A 20,768-nucleotide genomic window follows, 5' to 3' on the forward strand; every position below is an offset into this window, starting at 1 on the left:
CCTCGGAGATGTGTATAAGAGACAGCAGGAGGCCCCCGAGGAAACAGTCGAGTTGGAGACCGACGACACGATCTTCGACTGCGGGCTGACCGATGGCGGATGCCACGTGTCGAATTGGTTCGCGGACTTCGTCGTCTCCGGACTGAATCCGGCCCTGGGCTGGTTGGCGGAGAAGGCGTTCCACACACCGCTGCCCACCGAAGGCATGAAGGCCCTGCACTCCGGGATCTTGACCACCAGCAACATCCTGTACCTGCTGCTGGTGGTTGCGGGCGGAGTGATCGTCATGGGCTACCAAACGATCCAAACCCGCTACGCGATCGGGGACCTCCTGCCCCGGCTCGTGTTCGGGTTCGCCGCATCGAACCTGTCCCTGTGGCTGACCACCGAGATGGTCGGCGCCTCTAACGACATCGCCCAAGCAGTCGGAGCGGCGGGCATCGACCCACAAGAAGCGGCGAAGAACTTCCGCGACCGCATCGATGTGCTGCTCATGGAAGCCGTGGTCTTCATTCTGCTGCTGCTCGTAGTCGTGGTCGTGATGTTGGTGGTGTGGATGATCACCGAAGCGGTCCGTATCTGCATGGTGATCGTCCTGGTCATCGCCGCACCCCTGTTGTTGATGTTCCATGCGCTGCCACACACCAACCGCCTCGCCGAGCTTTGGTGGAAGTCGATGGTGGGGCTGTGCGCGATACCCATCGCCCAGGCCATCGTCTACATCGCGATGGCCCAGCTGTTCTTCGAAGGGCAGATGACGATCTTCGGGAACATGCCGGATGCGGCCGCAGCACCCGGCCAGGTGCAGCACCTGGATCTGGGAACGGCGGCCTCGGGCACCGTCACGTTGGCCGGCAGCGTCATCGCCTCGCCCACCACCGAGGACGTGGGCGAGGACGGGTGGCTGATGAACCTGATGCTGCTCTTGGTGCTGCTGTATGTGCAGATCCGGATCAGTTCCTGGGTGATGAAGCTGGTCTGGCAACCCAACCCCGGCACGAGCCCGATCGCGGCGTTGCTGAAGAACATCGCCTGGATGATGGCGTTCCGCTCGGTGGGCTCCATGCGAATGCCGGGAGTGTTCCGCACCGGCCTGGACCTGGGGCTGCGTAAACCCCAGTTCGGCCGGCCCCACCGCGCTTCGGGGAAACCGTTGCCTCGGTACAAGCCCCAGCCCGGCACCGGGCTTCAACCGTTGCAATCCCAGGCGTGGTGGTACCGGAACCGCACCGACCCACCCGAACCGATCGGGGACTTGACCACCGTAGGTCGGCGAGCTCTCCCAGCTCCCCAGGCTCGCGGTCCCTGGCCTGGCCCGAGCCCCGACCCCAGTTCGCCGCCGCCCGCGTTGCCTGGGCAGAAAGCGTTGCCTCCGGTGCCGCCGCCACGCCCTGGTTCACCCGCACCCGTACGCCGCGCGTTGGAGGAGGGCCGTATGCCCGGATCACCTGCACTGGGACAACAGACACTCTTCGCGCAACCATCACCACCACCCACACCACCGAGCTCCGGTAGCCCCAGGAGCCCGCGACGCAGGTGGAGACAAGGGGTGTTGCCGACTCCGCCACCCGTGCGGATACCCGGCCGTAAGGGGGTCGAACGACTGGGCACGCTGCCGCCGATATCGCGGCCTTCAGCAGGGCTACGTCTCCTGCCGAACATGCCGGTCTTGGACTGGAGCAAGCCGCGAAACGTCAAAGGCCAGCGTCCGTTGTTCGCCTCGCCGCGACGCGTGTGGAAGCAGTACGGGCTCTTCCCCAAATCCCGCCGCAACACCAAGTAGCGCACCGGCCAAGTAGGACAACGAGAAAGGGAGCTTGTGCCTGAGGAACCCTCGGCATGGCGGGGCCGGATCCCCGCTGACATCGACCGCCCCGAACCCATCTTGTTCAACCTCACCGCCCGCCAGTGCCTGATCATCGGACCGGCTCTGGCCGCAGTATGGGTCGCTTACCTGCTCCTGCGTCACATGGTGCCGTTGTGGGCGCTCGCCCTGGGCCTGGCTCCGCTCCTGGGAGCGGTGATCGCGATCGCGCTGGCCGAGCGCGACGGCCGAGGTCTGGAGAAGGTCCTGGCCAGCGCCTGGGCCTGGAAGCGCTCGCCCAAGCACCTGGTCCCCGCACCGTCCGATGAGCTCCCGGCGTTGCCGCGTTGGGTGCCCCGGTTCAGGCAACCGAAGCTGGCGCCGTTGCGCCTGCCAACCTCCGCGATTGCCCCCAGCGGGGTGATCGACCTGGGCGGACGGTGCGCCATGGCCATCGCCTGCACCACCATCCCCTTCCAACTCGCCTCCGGCCGTGAGCAGGACCAGACCGTGGCCGCCTTCGCAGGGGTCCTCGACTCGCTGACCGAACCCATCCAGATCCTGGTGCAACGCCGCCGCGCCGACCTGTCGGGGCTAGTGGGAATGGTGCGCGCCAACGCCGACCACCTGCCCCACCCGGCCCTGTCCGAAGCCGCGGCGGCGCACGCCGACTTCCTCGACGAGATCGCCGCCACCCACGAACTCTCCCACCAGCAGGTACTGGTCGTGGTCACCGCCACCGGACCCGCCCGCCGAACCGGTGGGGCTCTCCGCCGCCGGGCGGAAGACATCGCGGACCGGCTCGCCGCACTCGGGGTCCGCACCCAGGTCCTGGACGGCGAGGCGGCCGAGCAGGCGCTCCGGGCGTCGATGACCACCCCCGGCACACACCTGACCGACACCGACCCCGACGTGGCAGACCGCGACATCGGCACCACACACGAGCAGGAGGCATGAACACCATGGTTGTGCGCAGTTCGTGGAAGAGCTCTGGTTCACCCGCCTTGGGCGGCCCGGCCATCCATGTCGGGGCCAGCCACCTGGAGGTCGAAGGCGGGGTGTGCCAAACCCTCATCGTCACCGGATACCCGCGCGAGGTCGCGGTCGGTTGGGCCGAACCCTTGTTGGCCTACCCCGGACAGCTCGACATCAGCTTCCATCTGGATCCGGTTCCCGCGACCCGTGCCGCTACCCAGCTGCGTAAGAGGCGGGCGCGGTTGGAGTCGGCGCACCGCACCAGCACCGGCCAGGGCAGAGTGGAGGACCCCCACCAGCTCACAGCAGCGGCTGACGCTGCCGAAATCGCGGACCGCATCGCCACCGGCCAAGGCAAGCTGTTTCGGGTCGCGGTCTACATCACCGTGCACGCCTTCACCCTGGAACATTTGGAGGCTGAACTTCAGCAGGTCAAGGCCTTGTGCGACTCGCTGCTGGTGGACGCGGTTCCCGCGACGTTCCGTTCCTTGGCGGGGTGGATCTCCACACTTCCGCTCGGTAGTGACCTGCTGGGGATGGGTCGGTCGATGGACACCGACGCCGCCGCCACCCTGCTGCCATTCACCTCACCGGAGCTGGTCGCGGACCTGGGAGAGACCACGGTGGTCTATGGCACCAACACCCACTCGTCGGGGTTGGTGGCATGGGACCGGTTCTGCGGCGAGTTGGACAACCACAACGCGGTCATCCTCGCCCGTTCAGGCGCGGGCAAGTCCTACCTCGCCAAGCTGGAGATCCTCAGGTCCTTGTTGGTGGGTGTTGAGGTCGCGGTCATCGATCCGGAGGGGGAGTACCTGCGTCTGGCCGAAGCGGTGGGCGGCACCACCATCAGCCTCGGCACCCAGGACGGGCGGCTGAACCCCTTCGTCTTGCCCGTCCCCGGCGAGGGTGAGGAAGGCCGGTCGTTCACGTCCAGGGCGCTGTTCCTGCACACCCTGATCGGCGCGATGGTCGGTGAGCTGACGGCCGCCGACAAGCCAGTGCTGGACCGGGCGATCGTGACCGCCTACGCCCAAGCCGGCATCACCCGAGACCCCGCCACCTGGGACAGGGCTGCGCCGGTGCTGGCGGATCTGGCCGAGGCGTTGGAAGAGATCGCCACCGACCCCAGCACGGGAGAGAGTCCGGCCCGTGCGGCCCAGGGCCTGTCCGAGTGGATCGAGCCTTTCGTGCACGGCTCCCACGCTGCTCTGTTCGAGGGCGGTGTTACTTCCCAAGTGGGCGGGCACCTCACAGTGCTCTCTCTCAAGGAGTTGCCGGAGGAGGTGCGCCCGGTCGGGGTGCTACTCGCACTCGACGCGATCTGGCGCAACGTCACCGCACCGGGACCTGCGCGGCCTCGGATGGTGGTGGTCGATGAGGCGTGGCTTCTGCTCCAAGACCCGGCCGCGGCCCGCTACCTGGCCCGCTGGTCCAAGGCCGGACGCAAACACTGGATGGGACTGACCCTGGTCACCCAGGACGTGGGGGACGTGCTCTCCACGGAGTTGGGCCGGGTGGTGATCGCCAACGCCGCCACCCAGGTCCTGCTCAAGCAGGCCCCGCAGAACCTCGACGCTGTGGCCGAAGCGTTCCATCTCTCGGCTGGTGAGACCCACCTGGTGGGCACCGCACCCCGAGGCTCCGCCCTTCTGGTGGCAGGCCACCACCGGGTGGGGTTCCACCCGCTGGCCTCTGCGCATGAGCACGCGCTGATCACTTCCGATCCGGCCGAGCTTGCCGCGATGCGCGCCGAGGCAGAGACGGCAACGGACCCATTCGACGGCCAGGTCCAGGAGTGCGACGTCGACCCTGATCTGGCCTGGGACGAAACCGAAGGCAACGACGGAGAGGCAGCCTGATGCTCGGCCTCCTGCTTAGTGGGGGGATCTTCCTCCTGATCGCGGCGATCCCGCTCACCGGGGCCCTGGTGAGCGCGGCAGTACTCGGGATCAGGTGGGCCCGCCACGTCCACCTGTCCAAGGACGCCAGGGTGGTGGAGATCCTGCCCCCACCCGAGGCCAGTTTGGAGAACGCGAAAGCGTTCTGGCAACACACCATGGGACTGCTGCGCCCGCGCTGGTCGCGCTGGCTACTCCAACCCCACCTGGCCCTGGAAATCGTCGGCTCGGCCGCAGGTGTGCGCTACCAGGTGTGGGTACCCGGAACGGTGCCTCCGGGGACGGTGGAGCGAGCGATCTCGGCGGCCTGGCCCGGCGCCACCACCTCCACCCGCCACCTGGCCCCCAATGAGCCACCGCTCCCGGCTGGGGCCTACACCACCGGCGGCCACCTGGGCCTGGGAAGGACGGAGGTGTTCCCTCTGCAGACCCGGTTCGATGACGACCCCGCCCGCCCCCTACTGGGCGCGATGGAGGACCTGGTCGAGGGCGAACACGCCCTGGTGCGCATCACCGCCCGCCCGGTCACGGGGTGGCGGGCCGCCCGCGCCCGCCAGGCAGCAGCACGGCTGGCCGGGCACGCCGGGATGGGCACGGCCATGGTCGACGCTTTCACCCCGGCAGGGGCTGGGGGCGGGGCGCGGCGTGCGGTGTCGTTGCCGGGGACCGGTGATGACATCCGCGCCATCCTGAACAAAGCCAGCAGTCCGAGGTTGGCGTGCTCGCTGTCCTACATCCTGACCACCACACACGAGGGAGAGGAGTTCCAGGAGCGGTTGCGGGGCCGCGCCCACGGCATCGCCTCAAGCTTCGCCGCGTTCACCTCGGGCACCAACCACCTTCGGCGCAGCTACATGTTCAAACCCTGCTGGTGGGCGGTGAACCGGTTCCTGGCCCGCGGGGCGCTGCTGTCCACCGCAGAGCTGGCTGGGATCGCGCACCTGCCGACCGACACCAGCGTGCCCGGTCTGGCCCGAGCCGGAGCCCGCCCCGCTGCACCGGCACCGGCCGTCCCACGCGGAGGTGAGAACACCCGTGTGGTGGGGGATGCCGACGCCGGCACACAGCGTCCCGTCGCGTTGGGGGTGGTGGAGGCCCGCCAGCACACTCACATCCTCGGCAAAACCGGCTCCGGCAAGTCCACGCTGCTCGCCAACCTCGTCCTCCAGGACGCCGAGGCGGGGCGGGCGGGGCTGGTGATCGACCCGCGCGGGGACCTGATCACCGACATCCTGGCCCGCCTACCCGAGCAGGCCATCAACCGAGTGGTGTTGTTCGACCCCGACGACCGTGCCGCACCACCGAGGTTGAACCTGCTTCAGGGCCCGGACCCGGACTTCACGAGCGACACCGTGGTGGGGATCTTCCGGCGTATCTACGCCGAGTACTGGGGGCCCCGCACCGACGACATCCTGCGCGCCGCCACACTCACCCTGACCCGAGCCCAAGACCCGACCTTGACTCTGGGACACGTTCCACTGTTGCTCTCAGACGATGCTTTGCGCGTGGACACGATGGCCAAGGTCATCGCTCGTAGCGGTGAAGACCAAGCTCTCGAAGATTTCTGGGGCTGGTACTCCGGGCTCACCGTCTCAGCCAGGTCGTCGGTGACCGGGCCGGTGCTGAACAAGCTCCGCACCGCGCTGTTGCGCAAATGGGTGCGCCAAGTGGTCGCTTCGGGGCCTTCCACCATCGATCTGTCGAAGCTGTTCGACTCCGGGCACCTGGTGCTGTTGCGCCTACCGAAGGGGCGTTTGGGTGAGGACACCAGTTCGTTGATCGGGTCGTTTGCGTTGGCTGCTACGTGGCAGGCGGTCACCGCCCGTATTCACACGCCCGAGCATCTGCGCAAGGACCTGTGCGCGTACGTGGACGAGTGCCAGAACTTCCTCAACCTGCCCGGGTCTTTGGAGGACATGCTCGCCGAAGCGAGGGGTTACCGGCTCGGCCTGACGTTGGCCCACCAGGAGCTTGGCCAGCTCCCAGGGGATCTGCGCAAAGCGGTCTCGGCCAACGCACGTTCCAAGATCTACTTCTCCGCTTCACCCGATGACGCGGTCAGTCTGCAGCAGCACACCCAGCCGGTACTCGGGGCTTATGACCTCACCCACCTTGGCGCGTTCCAGGCCGCGGTGCGCCCCCTGGTGGGGGCCAAGGAACTGGGAGCGGCCACGGTGCGCACCCGGCCGCTACCGGAGGGGGTTAAGGGGCGGGCCACTCAAGTGCGCAAGGCCGCCCGCGCTCATGGGCCCACACAAGATCTCTCAGATGATGGCCGCGAACAGAGCGAGAAAGACAAGTGGGAGAACCTGTGAACCCTAGTACTGACCGGGCCGAGTACGGTCGCAGGCTCATCTACCTGGCGCCTAGGGTGACCCCGCGTGATCGGGAGATCCTCGCGGGCCTCTACGAGCACCAGGTCATGACCACCGGCCAACTCCACCGCCTGTACTTTCCCGCATCCGGTGGGCGGCGCTGCCGGGAGCGGCTCCTGCAATTGCACCGCTATGAACTCCTGGACCGTTTCCGTCCCTTTCCCGGCCGCTACGTCGCGGATCGGTGGGTCCTGGCCCCGCTCGGGGCCGCCCTGGTAGCCGAACACCGTGGCAAAGAACCCGGTGAGCTCGACTTCCGGCACGACCGCCTCCTGGCGAGAGCACACTCGGCCCAGCTCGGACACATCCTCGGTTTGGCCGAGTGCCTGGTCATCACCACCGAAGCTGCTCGTGCACGCAAGGACGCCCGGTTGGCGATCTGGGAGTCCGAGCGTGAGTGCGCTCGACGATGGGGGCGCTACGTCCGTCCCGACGCCTACATGCGCTGGTGCGAGGCCGACACCGAGCTGGACGTGTTCTGGGAGTACGACACCGGTACCGAACCCTTGACGAAGGTCGTGCGCAAGATGGTCGGGTATGGGCGTCTGGCCAGGGAGAGCCGTTTGCCCTCGATCGTGCTGTTCGCTGTCCATTCTGATCTTCGGGAAGACAACCTGGTCAGGAAGCTGGCTTCCTCTGTTTCGGACATGGTCGGTGCCTATGTGACCACTCACGAACACCTCGGGAGGAGAGGGCCGGCAGAGCGGGTGTGGAGGGCGGCAGGGGTGCGTGGTCGTGAGCGGTTGAGCCTGGTCGATATCGCTCAGCGTCATCCCCGTAAGGAGCAGGGCCAGGGCGACAGCGGGTGATGCGTCAGGTCTTCGTTGGTGCGGGGATCCTCTTCCTGGTGCCGGTGTTGTTCATCGGAGTGGCGGGCAACCCGGGCCAGCACGCGGTGGGGGTGCCGGGTGAGGCGGAGGGTATCCCCGCCCCGGTCCTGGACGCCTACGTTCAAGCGGCTGCTCGATTGGAGAGCGAGTACGAACAGTGCCAGGGGATGGAGTGGCCGGTGTTGGCCGGGGTCGGCAAAGTCGAATCCAACCACGTCGCCGGTCGGGAGGTGTCGGCATCGGGTGACGTGCGGCCCAAGATGATCGGCCCACGCTTGGACGGGAGCGGGGCCGGGGGCAACACCACACCCCACCATGACTCGGACGGAGGCGAGTGGGACGGGGATGAAGCCTTCGACCGAGCGGTGGGGCCGATGCAGTTCATCCCCACCACCTGGACCACCCACGGCCTGGACGGCAACGACGACGGGATCGCCGACCCACACAACATCCACGACGCGATGTGGAGCGCGGCGGTGTACCTGTGTGTGAGCCATCCCGACGCGGGGCTGGTCGACTTCACTGACGAGGTCGATATGGAAGCGGCTTTGCTGCGCTACAACCAAGCCCAGTGGTACGCGGACCAGGTGATGGGCCATGTCGAGGCCTATACCGAGATCGCAGCTCAGGCCGCTGCCGCTGAGACTCCTGTAGTGGGTTCGGGCGTGAGCACGCAGCGGGGGCGGGCAGCGGCGGAGTGGGCGCTGGCCCAGGTCGGCAAACCCTACGTGTGGGGCGGGACCGGACCGAACGGGTTCGACTGCTCAGGGTTGACCATGCAGGCGTGGAAAGCGGCCGGAGTGAATCTGCCGCGCGTGACCACCGACCAGGTCAACACCGGAACCCGAGTCAAGCTGGACGAGTTGCAGACGGGAGATCTGCTGTTCTACGACACCGCAGCTCCGGGAGGCAGCCCCTCGCACGTGACCATGTACGTGGGCGGGGGACAGATGGTCAACGCACCGCGCACTGGGCAGAACATCCGGGTCGAACCCGTGGACGGCCCCTATTACCCGACCGTGTTCGTGGCGGCGGTACGGCCGGGCTGAACGGCCACCACCCGCCCCACACCGGCGCAGGGCGGCCCGGCCCGAGGGGGCTTCCCAGGCTGGGCCACCCTGAGGGCCATCGCGCCGTCAGGGCCGTGTGGGCGCATTGCTCGCGCGGCCCCATTACCCGTGTTTTCGCTGGTCCATGACTTCTATGAAATGCAGGGTTGAAAATACTCGCTTGCATAGGGAAACATCACACCCACGCCGTTCAGCCCAAATGAACGCAGTTCCTATTTGTCCGAGTTATTTCGTATGTTCAAAAAGAGGGGCTTTGTGATGCTCGCGCATAATCTGTTCCCGCACCTGGTCACCTCGGCCGAGCGGGGCCTGAGAACTAGCTGGTAGCGCCTGTCCGCTGACATCGGGCGGGGCGAGGAAGCGCAGCCTAGGTGAGGGCGTACGACCTCACCAAGGCCATTGACACCCGCCCCACCTCGAATAGCGGAACGCGCGCCACGAGAAAAAGAGAAGAACACAAGAAAAAGGTGCCTCGGACGGTGCGGTAACACCGACCGAGGCGTGATCCCCCACCTGAATGCACCAGGAGGAAGACCATGGACCATGGTAGGGGCCGCCACCGCAGGCGTCGACGCGGATGGGTCAGTCGTGTGCGCTGGACGGTCGGGGCCGTACTCGAAGCCGTCCTCGGCGCGCAGAAACCGCCACCTCCGCTGCGCCCACGACCGGCGAAGAAGAATTCGCCCGTGCGAGCGGTCACGTCGGCACGCCCCCCGGTGTCGACTGCGGAGCCCGAGTGGGTGCGTCGCTACGACCAGGCTCGCCGCGAGCACACACAGTGGGCCCGACACCTCTACGAACCCCAGGTGACGCCGAAGCGGTTGCCGAGGTTCGGCTGGTGCGAAGACGATGCGGGTGGGCGGGGTGTGCGCCCCTACCTGGTCGCGTACGAGCAACGACCACGTGGTCACCGCCAACCTGAGAATCCAACGCTGCAGCGGCACCGGCATGGTCCGCCACCTCCAAGTGCCCTCTCACGGGTGAGCCAAGTCGAGGAACCGGATGAATGGGGCGAGTTGGCCCAACTGGTGCGGCAGTGGCACGCCCAGCAGCAGCCGGTCGCCTGAGATCGAAGACGAGTAGCAGGGCCGCTCCCGCGTGGGAGCGGCCCTGCCTGCGTTTGCTCGTTTTGGTGTTTGTGCAGGTAGAGAGTTCGACATCTGAGAGCGGTGGTTCTCTTCACAATTTCGGTGACGGAGAGTGTCCGAATGCCTCTTGTGTAGTCACGCTGTGTGTGGCTAGTGTCACCCTTCGAAAGCGCGGCGTGTGTTGACGTCGGAGAGGGAAACGGAGGTGTGCCATGCGCAGGGTGGTGTGTGCCGTGCTCGTGGTGGCGCTTGCGGGGTGTGCCGCATCTGAGGCAGAGCCCGAGCAGATCGAGGAGAGCGCGCCCCTGGCAGCCCCGTCCACATCCGAGCCTTCCCTAGAGGAGGAGGCTGTGGAGGTGTACCTGGGAATGATGGGTGCTGTGGTCGAGGCATCGCTGGAAGGGGACGAGGACCACCCGGACTTGGAGCGTTACGCGCGCGGTCGAGCTCTCGAACTGACCACGGCCATGCTCGATGGGGCCAAGGCCATGGGAGAGCCGGTCCTGCGCCCCGAAGTCACCGACGTTGACCTGGAAACCGACCCCGCGAGCATCCTGGTCGAGGACTGCATGGATGACACGGCATGGGTATTGGAAGGCCATCCTCCACCTGCTTCCTCTGATGTGAATACACGGCCCTACACGGCGACCGTGACCCTGGTTGAAGAAGAGTGGAAGGTGGAGGAGCTGTGGTTGGGGGAGCCCAACACATGCTGATCCCCTCTTCGGTGCGGGTGCCGCTCGTCGCTGCTTTGGCCGGACCAGTACTGCTCGTGTCCGCGACGTCCGTTTGGGCCGACACATCGCGTTTCAATGATCACGTCGCTTGTGTGGGTGCGTCCTGTGAGGTTGTTGCCCGTAGTTCCGGTTCAGGTCCAGCGGTCACAGGGGCCGCCCCTCCCTCGACACCGCACCAAGGAGGGCGCGGTGAAGGCCGTGATGCCAGCTCTTCGTGTGTGATGCCGGATGTGGAATTTCTTCGGTCTGGTCAGGAGGGCCCGGCTCAGATGCCTGCGGGGCGTGCACGATGCTCGGCCACGGCCTTTTCGGCTTCTGAAGGCGAGGACAGCCCTGCGGTGGTCGATCCTGTGGTATTAGCCGAGCAGGCGCGGGCGTCGATGACCTTGCCGCTCCCGGAGATCGGGACGGCGCCGCCGCTCGGCAAGCCCAGGTTCGTGAACATGCCTTCGTGGATGTGGATCGATGCGGAGGGATGGGAGCCGGTTTCGGCGACGGCCTCGGTGGGTGCGGGGTCGGTGACGGTGGTCGCTACCCCGGAGCGGGTGGTGTGGGAGACCGGGGACGGCCAGCAGGTGGTGTGTGAAAGCGCGGGAACGGTGTTCTCGCCTGCTGTGTCCGGTGAGGAGGGGTCGCCTGACTGCGGCCACACCTACACCTCTCTTCCTCCTGGGGGCGCAGGGGCCGAGGTGGATCTGGTCGCGGTGTGGGAGTGGTCGGTGTCCTGGTCCGCCAGCACCGGAGGCGGCGGCGAGTTGGAGGAGTTGTCGACGTCGGCGACGGAAGCGGTCGCGGTGAGTGAGATCCACTCGGTCGTCACCCGCACAGACTGACCAGGCAGCAGAGGCAGGTATGGAAAGAGAGGGTGGGATGGTCGCGCTCACGAATCCCCAGCAAACCAACCAGAAAAATAAAGATAAGGCACCGTCTGGCGAGGGGCGGGAGTGGGAGTCGGTGCGGTTGGCGGCGACATCGCGTCGCCCGTGGAAGTGGGCGTTGTTGGCCACCGCGTTGATCGCCGGTGGCGGGGTGGCCGGGGCCTGGGTCGGGTTCGCGGGAGAAGACACGCTGCCGGTGGCGGTGCTCGCCGCTGATTTGCCTGCCGGGCACGTGATCGCTGCTCAGGACCTCACCTCGGTCGAGGTTGCGCCGAGTGAGGGACTGCGGTTGTTGGCGCCGGACACGGTGGAGGGGATGGTGCTGGCTCGCCCAGTCTCGGCGGGGTCCCCTTTGGTGGCGGGCGCGGTGTCGGAGACGGCTGTGTGGCCGGAGAAGGGGTCGGCGCTGTTCACAGTCCCCGTCGCTGTGCTTCCTCAAGGGTTGGAGGCGGGCGCGACGGTGGACCTGATCCCGGCCGGGGGTGTACCGGAGGTGGCCGAGGACGAGGGGGACAGCGCGCAGGACGGTTCGGGGGCGGTGACCGCTTTGGTACATCGCGTGGTCGCGGACAGCGGTGATGGGTTTGGCCCCGGTGGCCAGGTGGTGGAGGTGGTGGTGGCGCGAGAGGAAGCGGGCCGAGCGGCGGGGACGGTCGCTGCGGGTGAGGTGCACATCGCGGTGGTCAACCCGCACGAACAATCACAGTCCGAGGGCGAGGACGGGGAGGGGAGCGAATGACGGTGGTGGCGGTGTGCTCGTTGAGCGGGGCTCCGGGGGTGACGAGTCTGGCCACGGCCATGGCCGCCGCATGGCCGAGCGGAGTGCTGACGGTTCCGGTGCTGGTGGAGGCCGATGCCTCGGGAGGTGATGTGGCGGCCTGGCACGGAATGAACGTGGGCTCAGGCCCGAAGGGTCTGGTGTCGTTGGCTGCTGCTTCGCGCTCCCCCGTGCCTGCGGACACTTCGATGACGGTGACCTTGAACGAGAGCTCTGGAGAGAGCGGCCCTCACCCGTTGTTGCGCCATGCGATGGAGCTACCGGGAGGGCTGAGGGTCGTGGCGGCCCCACCCGACCCGCTCGAGGCAGGCCACGCGGTGGATGCTCTCGCCCGCAACCCCCGCCTACTGAAGTCGGGGAGGGCGACGGTGGTGGATGTGGGGCGTGCGGTGCCGGGGTCTGCGGGGGCGACCCTGCTCCGCCACGCCGACACCGTTGTGGTTCTGAGCCAGGCGGGCCAGGTGGAGCAGGCCGAGCGACTGCGGGTGTGTGCCCCGGCCTTGGCTTCGCTACGCCAAGACGGGGTCCGGGTTGGCCTGGCCATCACCGGGGCGTGCCCGCACACGGGCGGCGAAGTCTCCCAAGTCGCCGGTGGATTGCCGGTGTGGGCGCGTATTCCGCATGACCCCACCGGAGCTGGGCTGGTGCGGGGCGAGCACCACCCGCCCCAGCGGTTGAGGGAGCGGCTGGCTGCGTGGCGGGCCCAGCGCCGCGACCCTGACGGTTTGGAGTGGATGCCGCTCATCAAGGCCGCCAAGGCGCTGGCGGAGTTGTGTGATGACTTCGAGGGCTTGGGCCTGGGCGCGGAGAATCGGGTGTTGGAGGTGCAAGCGGCATGACCACGATGCACCAGGTCCCCGGCCTGACATCCGTCCCCTGGGAAGCCATCGTTGAGGACTCGTTGCGTGCGGCCGCGGTGGAGCTGGCCGGCCGTGTCACCGAACACCTCGTCACCCATCCCGAGGAGTCAGCGGGCACCGAGTCGGTGGGCCAGCTCGTGGACCAGTTGCTGGAGGAGCGGGCGCGTACGGCTCTGGCTCGGGGAACGCGGGAAGCGGTGGACGAACCGCGCCTTCGCCGCCTGGTTCTGGACCATGTCTTCGGGTTGGGGCCAGTGGAGGAGTTGCTGGTCGAGCCGGGGGTGCAGAACATCCACATCACCGGCTCCGACGAAGTTGTGGTCGATTTCGGAGGTGGGCGAAGGGAGCGCCGCGCTCCGGTTGTGGCCACCGACGATGAGCTGGTGGCTTTGGTGCAGCGGGCCGCCGCTCGCGCACCGGGCGGAGAGCGCAGGTTCGACGTATCAGCTCCGATCCTGTCCATGGAGCTTCCGGGCGGAGAGCGGCTGTCGGCGGTGATGCCGGGTGTTGCGGCCCGCCCCACCTTGACGATCCGCCGCCACCCCGCCCAGTACCTACGGATGCGTCATCTGGCCTACTCCGGGATGGTTGATCAGACCGCACGGGACCTGCTCCAAGCCGCCGTCCAGGCTCGATTGAACGTGCTCATCTCCGGTGCGACGAACTCTGGGAAGACCACCCTGCTGCGCGCATTGCTGGGCACCCTGGAAGGCGAGCGACTCATCACTGTGGAGGACGCCTTCGAACTGGGTCTGCACCGCTCGGCCGACACCGGGCTGGACGTCCAAGCCCTGCAAGGACGCCCCGTCAACGTGGAAGGCGTCGGTGAAGTGACATTGGCGGAGTTGGTGCGGGCGGCGTTGCGGATGTGTCCGGATCGGGTGATCGTTGGGGAGACCCGGGGCCCAGAGACCCTCGCTTTGCTCAACGCTATGAGCATGGGCACGGACGGTTCCATGTCGACCATCCACGCCTCCAGCTCCCAGCAGGTGTTCGCGAAGCTGGCCGCCTACTGCGCCCAAAGCCCAGAACGCCTCACCGCCTCGGCGACGGCGTCGCTGGTGGGTGCGTCCCTGCATCTGGTGGTGCACATCGACACCGCCCCGGAAGGGGAGCGGTATGTGGCGAGCGTGCGCGAGGTGGTGGGGGCCGAGGGTGAGCAGGTGAGCTCCAACGAGATTTACCACCGCACGCCGGAAGCCTCCTCGGGTGAGTTGGTCTGTGCCCCCTCCGGGATTGTCGCGGATCGCCTGAACCGGGTGGGTTACGCGCTGCGGGGGTGGGCGTCATGACCGCCTGGGACTGGACAGTAGGAGGCTTCGCGATCGGCGGGGTCCTGTTGGGGGCTGGTACCGCGTGCGCCGCCTACGTGGTAAGCCTTCTGCCTCGACGCACGCCCGACAACTCGAGTTCGTCTGGGTGGAAGCGGGTGTTGCGCCAACGCGACACATGGGTGCGCTTGGCGGCTTCGGTGTGTGCCGGGGCGCTGGTGGCTCTGGTGACGGGCTGGCCGGTGGGGGTGGTGCTCGCGGCGGCGGCCGGGTGGTGGATGCCCGCCCTGCTCGGCCCCGACACCACCTCCCACAAACAAGCTGATCTCGCGGAGGCGTTGGCGTCGTGGGCTGAGCAGCTGCGGGACATGATCAGCGGTGCTTCCGGGTTGCATCAGGCCATCGCCGCGACAGTGCCGGTCGTCCCGGAGTCGATCCGGGCTCAGGTGCGGGGGCTGGAGGCCAGGTTGCGAGCGGGTCAGCCTATGGAGCAGGCTGCCCCGGTGTTCGCCCGCCAGATCGATTCGGACCTAGGTGATCTGGTCGCCCTGCCCCTGACGATGGGGGCTTCTCAGCAGAGCGGGGACGTGGCCGGTGCTCTCTCGCGTCTGGCCGAGGCGGCTCGGGAGCGGGCGAGCAGTATTGCCCGCGTGTCGGCCTCAAGGGCGAGGGTGCGTTCCTCGGTGCGCATCATCGCCGCCGCGACCACGATCATGCTCATGGGGATGGTGGCCCTGAACCCGGCCTTCCTCGAACCTCTGAGCACGATGACTGGCCAGCTGATCCTTGGCCTGGTCGGTGGTGTGTGGGCTCTGTCGTTCTTCTGGCTCGCCCGTCTGGCCGCCCCGGTCGAGCAGCCGCGCCCCTTCTCCCCGACACCCGTGACAGGGACGGCCGCGGTAGGGGCGGGTGGTGGCCGGTGAGCATCATGATGCTGGGACTGGCCGGGGGCATGCTCGGGGCCGGAGTGTGCGTTGGTGCCTATGCGCTGCGCCGCCCCACTCTGATCGAACAGATGACCCCACGACCGGAATTCAAAGCCCGCCCTGTTCGTCACGGGGGTTGGAGTCGACGGGTAGGCCATCGTGCGGGCAGGCTGCTCATCCATGCCGGGATACCGGGGCCGAAGATGACCAGGACCTTGGCGGAGGCGGATACTTCGGTTGAGGACTACCGGGCCGAGAAAGCCGCTTCGAGCGGCCTTGGCCTGTTCCTCGCCCTGGTGCTCCTGGCTGCTCGTGGTGTTCTCCCGCAGAGTCTGCCGGTAGAGCTGGCCGCCCTCCTGGTCCTGGCCGGGTGTGTGCTGGCCCCCGACATTGCGGCCCGGAGCGCGGCGGCCCGTCAGCGGGCCGAGCTGCGGGCAGCCACCTCGGCGTTGGCGGACCTGGTCGTCATGGGCTTGGCGGCCGGTGCCGGTAGCAACGGGGCGTTGACCACAGCGCTCCAGCACGGGAACGGAGTGGCACCTGAACGCATCCGCAACGCGGTGCACACCGCCACGGTGCGCCACCGCCCCCCGTGGGAAGGACTGGAAGCCCTAGCGGTGGAGAGCGGAGTGCGTGAACTCTCCGAACTGGCGGCCTCGCTGCGGCTCGGCGGCGCCTCGGGTGCGCGCACCCGCACCTCGCTGACGGCCAAAGCGACGTCGTTGCGGGCGCGCCGGTTGGCCGAGGCCGAGGCCGCCGCGCTCGCGGCCACCGAGCGCATGGCGCTACCCACCATGGGGCTGGTCTCGGGGTTCTTGCTGTTGATCGTCTACGTCGCCCTGGTCCACGTGATGGCCGGTTTCTGAGTCTGTAGAAGGAGTTTCCAGAGTGAAGAGCGCTCTTCGCCATGCCTGGAGTCGTGTACGCACGCGACTCGTCCCAACGCGCAACGTCACGTCGGATGAGGGTTCTTCGACCACGGAGTGGGTGTTGACGATCATGGTGGCCATCACCATCGCCACGGTGGTCGGCGGCATCCTTATCGGTGAGTTCACTTCGGCAGCGGAGTCCATCGACTTGGGCGTGAACCGGTGACCCACCCCGCCTACCTCCGCGCTCGTCCCCGCTGTTGGTGGGGGAGTCGCAGTGACCGGGGCAGTGCTGAAGCGTTGTTCGTCCTGCCGGTGCTGTTCGTGATGGTGCTGGCTGTGGTGCAGGTAGGGCTGTGGGCACATGCCCAGCACCGCGCCCAAACGGTTGCCTCCCAGGCCTTGTCGGCCGCCCGCGCTTTCGACGGGACCACGACTGCTGCCTACGAGCGGGCCGAGCAGGCCCACGACCAGCTGGGCGGGAGTGTACTGCGGGCGGTGCAGGTCGAGGCCGAACGGGGCCCAGAGCGGGCGCGGGTTCGGGTCAGCGGCCAGGCTCCGAGTTTGCTGCCCGGGGCGCGGGTGCCGGTCTCCTCGCAGGTGTCGGGCCCGGTAGAACACCTGGCCCCATGACCGTCCACAAACCTTGCGACCAGGGGTGTATGAGGGACCGAAGCGATCGAGGGAGTGCGTCGGTGGAACTGACCCTCCTGGTTCCGGTGATCGTGCTGGCTTTGGTGTTGATGGTCGTGGCCGGTCGCCAGGTCTCGGCTGCTTTGATCACTCAGGACGCTGCGGCGGCAGCGGCGCGGTCCGCCTCGCTGCAACGCGAGGCGGATGCGGCGCGTACCCAGGCCCGGCAGGCCGCCGAACAGGAACTCACTAACCGGGGGCTGGTGTGCACTCCATTCTCCGCGCGTGTGGACACCAACGGGTTCGGTCCGGGCGGCACAGTGGAAGTTGAGGTGGAGTGCACGGTGACGGTGGTGGATCTGGGCGGTCTCGGCGGGCAGCGCATGCTGTCGGCGAGTGCGTCTTCTCCGGTGGACCCTTATCGAGGGACGAACCCGTGAACGCCCCCGCCCCTACCCCTGATCGCGGGTGCTGTTGTCGCCGCTACCGGTCGGATGGGGGCCAGGCATCGGTCTTCCTGATCATGCTGATGCCGCTGCTCGGGGTGGTGTTCGCGCTGCTGTGGGAGGGCGGGCAGATGCTGGTGGCCAAAGCGGAGCTGATGACGCTCGCGCACTCAGCGGCCAGAGCGGGCACCCACCAGGTGGACCAGACCACCACCCTCATGGAAGGGGCTCCGGTTCTGGATGCGCAGGAGGCTCAGGGGGCGGCGCTGGAACACATGGACACGGTGGGAGTGAGTGGGCGGGTCGTGGTTCAAGAGGGCCAGGTCGTGGTCCTGGCCCGAGCTGTCTACTCACCGGCGCTGCTGCCGATCCCCGAGTCCGAGATCGAGGCTCAGGCGAGCGCGACCGCCCACCAACCCTGACGGGCCCGACCTGTGCAGCACGAGGGAACAGTTCACGAAGAAGAAAGGCGTAAGAGGTATGCCCAAAAGCCCGTGGTCGGTTATCGGAGAAGCGCTGCTCTCGGTGGCCATGCTGATCGGGTTGCCGGTCCTGGCGTCCAGGCTCGGCTGGCCGCTGGGGGAGGACGTTTCGTGGGTGTGGTTGTGGCAGTACCTACGGGGCGGCACCCTGCCCGCAGAGGTCGTCCTCGCGGTGTTCGTGGGTTTGTTGTGGGTAGTGTGGGCCGCTTACCTGTTCGTCATCGTCTTGGACCTCGTTGCCTTGCTGCGCGGGTTGGTGCCCCGGGTGGGGCTGGTGCGTTTGGTGTGGGTCCTGGCCACCGGAGGAGCCACCGCGGCGAGCACGCACACAGCGGCCGTGGCAGCCCAATCCGACACCGCTGTTGAGGTTCCCGCCCGTTCAGTGTCGGAAGTGCAGGAGACACTCGCATCCGAGGATCGAGGCCCGGAGGAAGACGGGGTGGTCGAGAGGGCTCGAAACCTGTCCGGGTTCGGCTTTGACTCCGCCGATCTCACCTCCGACATGCGCGACTCGTTGGAGCCGACCCTGGGCATGATCGAGGACTTCGGGTTGGTCGACGCCCTGGTCGTGGTGACCGGGCATACCGACCCGGTGGGCGACCCCGACTACAACCAAGATCTGTCGGAGCGGCGCGCCCAAGCGGTCGCGGACTACCTCGCCGAACACCTAGAAGAGCCCGTCGAGTTCGAGGTTGCCGGGGTGGGGCCGGCTCAGCCACCCACCGATCCGAGTGCCTCCTACGCCGAGCACCGGCGTGTGGAAATCGCTTACACCCTCCAACCCTCCAGCGTTGAGGAACCGAGCACCGAAGAGAAGACCGAAGACGAGAAGAATGAGGCAGAGGAACTGTCCGAGCCCTTGCCCGAGCAGGTGCACCTGGACGTGACCACCACCAGCGGTAACGACGGCCCGAACCCGTTGTTGGTGGGCACGGTGACTGGAGCTGTGGGGGTGGGGGTGGGGTATGCGGCCGGGCGCCGCCAGGCCCACACACGACGCACTCGGCCCGGCACGAAGGCCCCCAAAAACCAGGTGACTCCGGACCAGCGCGAGGAGGGCCCGATCGAGGCTGAACCGGGCCTTGAACCCGACGGTGGTGGGCTGATGCGTCGTGACCTCGGAGGAGCCGAGAACGGGATCATCGGCTCAGACGGCTACATGTTGGTGGGCCAGAGCGTTCGGGTCGACACAGCCCAGGGGGTGGCCTTCACCGGGGCACACGCCGCTGCCGTGTTGGCCGCTGTGGTCACGGACCATCTGCCCTCGCCGGTGGTCGTGACCCGAGCTGTGGCCGAGGTGCTGCAGGAAGGGCGTTCGTTCGGTGATGGGCTGCAGGTCGTGTCGGACCTGGCCCAGGCGCGTATCGCGGTGCAAACCCTGGTGCTGTCCCAAGCACGTACCCGCATGGAAGAGGATTCCCAGGACCTTGTCGACAGCGGGCCGGAGAGGGCTCCTTTGCTGTTGGTGGTGTGTGAGGCCGCCCCGTGGGACACCGACTCTATGCAGCCGCAGATCAGCCTGCCCGAAGCGGTGGTGTGCGTGCTCGGGGAGAACAAGTCGATGCCGGCCGTGCACTGTCAGCACCTGGACCACGCCTACTTGGTCGGGGCTCAAGGCCGCATCGACTTGCCCGAACCACTGCGTCACCGCGGCCCCGATCCCCGACCCGATAAGGACTCATATAAGGCAGAAGACCAGGAGGAGCAGGAGTCTTGCTCAGAGGAGGCACAGACCCCGCACCTCCGGATCCCGCTTGTGGGCGAGGAGGGCCCAGCCGCCCCGACCGGCCCCAGTACCTCTACTGCTGTCGTGCGGGTGCGGATGTTCGGCTCGGGCACCGAGCCGGAACTGACCTTTGACGGGCGCCACATCCAAGGGCTGCGCTCAGCGGCCCGTCCTCTGGTCGCCTACCTGGCGGTACACCCTGAAGGGGTCGAGGCCGAGCAGATCGATGCCGAGTGCTTCGGTGAACTCGAACCGGCCAAGGCCTACGTTCAGCGCCGTAACGCCATTCACAGTCTGCGCCACACGCTCCGCACGATCACTGAAAACTCCCAGGCCTGGGTCGTTATTAAAGACAAGTCAGGGCTCTACCGCCTGGACGAAGACTTGTTCGATGTGGACATGTGGACCTTCCTGCGATTGGCCACGACGGTCAAGAAAAACCCGCAAGGTGTCTCCGAGGACCAGTTGCGAGAGATCATCGACATCCATCAGGAGAAGATCCTTGCCGAGTGTGGAGCGCCGTGGATCGAGGTCGTGCGCCAGTACTGTGTCAAAGAGGTGATATCCGCGTGCGTGCACCTGGCCGAGAAGAAAGAATCTACCGTCGAGAAAATCCAGGAACTAGAAACGGCTATTGCATTTGATGGATGCAACGAGCCACTCTATCAATCCATCATCAAAACGCATTGTGAAGCAGGGTCTCCCGAGAAAGCGCATCTGGCCTACCGGGAGCTGAAGGACCATCTGGAGGAGATCGGAGAAAAGCCCTCCAAGAAAACCCAGCGCATGGTCCAGGAGTACGCCTTGGTGTGACTCCTCGGGGCCTGCCAGCTCCAAGGTGGTTGGGGCTGATCAGGGGCGGATCTGGGGTGAATCACGAGCCAGTGAGCTAGTGAATCACTACTCCACCGACCCCTCCACCGACCCCTCCACCGACCCCTCCAGGCCTGTGGACCCCCCTAAAAAGAGCGTTTGTGCAGGTCAGATGCTGTTTTAGGGGTGTGGCTCAAAACCAGACTTATACCCAGTGGGTAGTCAACTTCACGTAGGGGGCGGCGGCCCCTCCCTCCTCGGCGGGGGGGGGGGGGCGCCCACCCCCCCCCCCCCCCGCCGGGGAGG

At 67.1% G+C, this 20,768-nt stretch carries 17 protein-coding genes and 1 pseudogene; all 18 read left to right on the top strand.

Annotated elements, in window-relative coordinates; all coding sequences use genetic code 11:
* Nucleotides 1-1,783 (top strand): annotated as a pseudogene (locus tag ACWGKS_RS28695) (hypothetical protein); the annotation flags it as partial.
* Nucleotides 1,784-1,819: 36 nt separating this feature from the next.
* Entirely contained in the window at nt 1,820-2,761 is a 942-nt protein-coding gene (locus tag ACWGKS_RS28700) for a PrgI family mobile element protein (protein WP_452524785.1), read from the top strand.
* The gene (locus tag ACWGKS_RS28705) at nt 2,758-4,641 is read left to right on the top strand and encodes a VirB4 family type IV secretion system protein (RefSeq protein ID WP_452524787.1); all 1,884 of its coding nucleotides are present in this window, start codon (nt 2,758-2,760) and stop codon (nt 4,639-4,641) included. Before ACWGKS_RS28700 ends, ACWGKS_RS28705 begins: the two co-directional genes overlap by 4 nt.
* Nucleotides 4,641-6,995, top strand: a complete 2,355-nt coding sequence (locus ACWGKS_RS28710) for a type IV secretory system conjugative DNA transfer family protein (protein ID WP_452524789.1) — start codon at nt 4,641-4,643, stop codon at nt 6,993-6,995. The genes ACWGKS_RS28705 and ACWGKS_RS28710 overlap by 1 nt, the downstream gene beginning before the upstream one ends.
* Nucleotides 6,992-7,864, top strand: coding sequence for a replication-relaxation family protein (locus ACWGKS_RS28715; protein ID WP_452524791.1), 873 nt, complete (start codon nt 6,992-6,994; stop codon nt 7,862-7,864). Before ACWGKS_RS28710 ends, ACWGKS_RS28715 begins: the two co-directional genes overlap by 4 nt.
* On the top strand, nt 7,864-8,934 hold the full coding sequence (locus ACWGKS_RS28720; protein WP_452524793.1) for a C40 family peptidase: 1,071 nt from the start codon (nt 7,864-7,866) through the stop codon (nt 8,932-8,934). Before ACWGKS_RS28715 ends, ACWGKS_RS28720 begins: the two co-directional genes overlap by 1 nt.
* Before the next feature lie 707 nt (nt 8,935-9,641).
* On the top strand, nt 9,642-10,022 hold the full coding sequence (locus ACWGKS_RS28725; RefSeq protein ID WP_452524795.1) for a hypothetical protein: 381 nt from the start codon (nt 9,642-9,644) through the stop codon (nt 10,020-10,022).
* Between the two features lie 233 nt (nt 10,023-10,255).
* On the top strand, nt 10,256-10,759 hold the full coding sequence (locus tag ACWGKS_RS28730; protein ID WP_452524797.1) for a hypothetical protein: 504 nt from the start codon (nt 10,256-10,258) through the stop codon (nt 10,757-10,759).
* Between the two features lie 290 nt (nt 10,760-11,049).
* The gene (locus tag ACWGKS_RS28735) at nt 11,050-11,613 is read left to right on the top strand and encodes a hypothetical protein (protein ID WP_452524799.1); all 564 of its coding nucleotides are present in this window, start codon (nt 11,050-11,052) and stop codon (nt 11,611-11,613) included.
* A gap of 121 nt (nt 11,614-11,734) precedes the next feature.
* Nucleotides 11,735-12,397, top strand: coding sequence for an SAF domain-containing protein (locus ACWGKS_RS28740; RefSeq protein ID WP_452524816.1), 663 nt, complete (start codon nt 11,735-11,737; stop codon nt 12,395-12,397).
* Nucleotides 12,394-13,275 carry a hypothetical protein gene (locus tag ACWGKS_RS28745; RefSeq protein ID WP_452524801.1) on the top strand — a complete coding sequence of 294 codons (882 nt, stop codon included), beginning with the start codon at nt 12,394-12,396 and terminating at the stop codon, nt 13,273-13,275. Before ACWGKS_RS28740 ends, ACWGKS_RS28745 begins: the two co-directional genes overlap by 4 nt.
* The gene (locus ACWGKS_RS28750; protein ID WP_452524802.1) at nt 13,272-14,588 is read left to right on the top strand and encodes a CpaF family protein; all 1,317 of its coding nucleotides are present in this window, start codon (nt 13,272-13,274) and stop codon (nt 14,586-14,588) included. The genes ACWGKS_RS28745 and ACWGKS_RS28750 overlap by 4 nt, the downstream gene beginning before the upstream one ends.
* 197 nt (nt 14,589-14,785) lie before the next feature.
* Nucleotides 14,786-15,490, top strand: a complete 705-nt coding sequence (locus ACWGKS_RS28755; RefSeq protein WP_452524804.1) for a type II secretion system F family protein — start codon at nt 14,786-14,788, stop codon at nt 15,488-15,490.
* 206 nt (nt 15,491-15,696) lie between these two features.
* The gene (locus ACWGKS_RS28760) at nt 15,697-16,359 is read left to right on the top strand and encodes a type II secretion system F family protein (protein WP_452524806.1); all 663 of its coding nucleotides are present in this window, start codon (nt 15,697-15,699) and stop codon (nt 16,357-16,359) included.
* Between the two features lie 225 nt (nt 16,360-16,584).
* Nucleotides 16,585-16,995 (top strand): TadE/TadG family type IV pilus assembly protein, encoded by a 411-nt coding sequence (locus ACWGKS_RS28765; protein WP_452524808.1) that lies wholly within the window; start codon nt 16,585-16,587, stop codon nt 16,993-16,995.
* A 62-nt stretch (nt 16,996-17,057) separates the two neighbouring features.
* Complete coding sequence (locus tag ACWGKS_RS28770) at nt 17,058-17,435, top strand: hypothetical protein (RefSeq protein ID WP_452524810.1); 378 nt, start codon at nt 17,058-17,060, stop codon at nt 17,433-17,435.
* The gene (locus tag ACWGKS_RS28775) at nt 17,432-17,863 is read left to right on the top strand and encodes a TadE/TadG family type IV pilus assembly protein (protein ID WP_452524812.1); all 432 of its coding nucleotides are present in this window, start codon (nt 17,432-17,434) and stop codon (nt 17,861-17,863) included. Before ACWGKS_RS28770 ends, ACWGKS_RS28775 begins: the two co-directional genes overlap by 4 nt.
* Nucleotides 17,864-18,095: 232 nt before the next feature.
* A complete protein-coding gene (locus tag ACWGKS_RS28780; protein ID WP_452524814.1) occupies nt 18,096-20,462 on the top strand; it encodes an OmpA family protein in 2,367 nt (788 codons plus the stop codon).
* Nucleotides 20,463-20,768 lie beyond the last annotated feature (306 nt).

The sequence above is a fragment of the Nocardiopsis sp. NPDC055879 genome (assembly GCF_053615935.1).